Source organism: Vibrio sp. B183 (assembly GCF_000740665.1).
GTDB lineage: Bacteria > Pseudomonadota > Gammaproteobacteria > Enterobacterales > Vibrionaceae > Vibrio > Vibrio coralliilyticus.
The window spans coordinates 1-1150 of sequence record NZ_JPQB01000042.1 but is presented as its reverse complement, the minus strand read 5'-3'; the positions used below and the strand labels follow the sequence as shown (position 1 = coordinate 1150).

General features: G+C 47.9%; 1 protein-coding gene. It reads left to right on the top strand.

Annotated features, from left to right (window positions below; translation table 11 throughout):
- Positions 1 to 1146, top strand: a 1146-nt coding sequence (gene tuf, locus IX95_RS25390; RefSeq protein ID WP_038165115.1) for an elongation factor Tu, incomplete at its 5' end; no start/stop codon positions are given.
- Positions 1147 to 1150 lie beyond the last annotated feature (4 nt).

The window sequence follows — 1150 nt, the reverse complement described above, 5'->3', positions numbered from 1 at the left end:
AACGTTGGTACTATCGGCCACGTTGACCACGGTAAAACAACTCTAACTGCTGCAATCTGTACAACTCTATCTAAAGTGTACGGCGGTGAAGCGAAAGACTTCGCATCAATCGATAACGCTCCAGAAGAGCGTGAGCGCGGTATCACAATCGCAACATCTCACGTTGAGTACGACACTCCAACTCGTCACTACGCACACGTAGACTGTCCAGGACACGCGGATTATGTTAAGAACATGATCACAGGTGCTGCACAGATGGACGGTGGTATCCTAGTTGTTGCTGCGACAGATGGCCCAATGCCACAAACTCGTGAGCACATCCTACTAGGCCGTCAGGTTGGTATCCCATACATCATCGTATTCATGAACAAATGTGACATGGTTGACGATGAAGAGCTACTTGAGCTAGTAGAAATGGAAGTTCGTGAACTTCTATCTGAGTACGATTTCCCAGGTGATGACCTACCAGTTATCCAAGGTTCTGCACTAGGCGCACTAAACGGCGAAGAGCAGTGGGAAGCGAAAATCGTTGAGCTAGCAGAAGCACTAGACAACTACATCCCAGAGCCAGAGCGTGCAATCGATCAGCCATTCCTAATGCCTATCGAAGACGTATTCTCAATCCAAGGTCGTGGTACAGTAGTAACTGGTCGTATTGAGCGTGGTATCCTAACAGTAGGTGACGAAGTAGAAATCGTAGGTATCAAAGAGACTACAACAACTACTTGTACTGGTGTTGAGATGTTCCGTAAGCTTCTAGACGAAGGTCGTGCGGGTGAGAACGTTGGTGCACTTCTACGTGGTACTAAGCGTGACGAAGTAGAGCGTGGTCAAGTACTAGCGGCTCCTAAGTCAATCAACCCACACACTAAGTTCGAGTCAGAAGTATACGTACTTTCTAAAGACGAAGGCGGCCGTCATACTCCGTTCTTCAAAGGCTACCGTCCACAGTTCTACTTCCGTACAACTGACGTAACTGGTAACATCGAGCTACCAGAAGGCGTAGAAATGGTAATGCCAGGCGATAACATCAAGATGACTGTAGAGCTAATCGCACCAATCGCAATGGACGAAGGTCTTCGTTTCGCGATCCGTGAAGGTGGCCGTACAGTAGGTGCTGGTGTTGTTGCTAAGATCTTCGACTAATTCT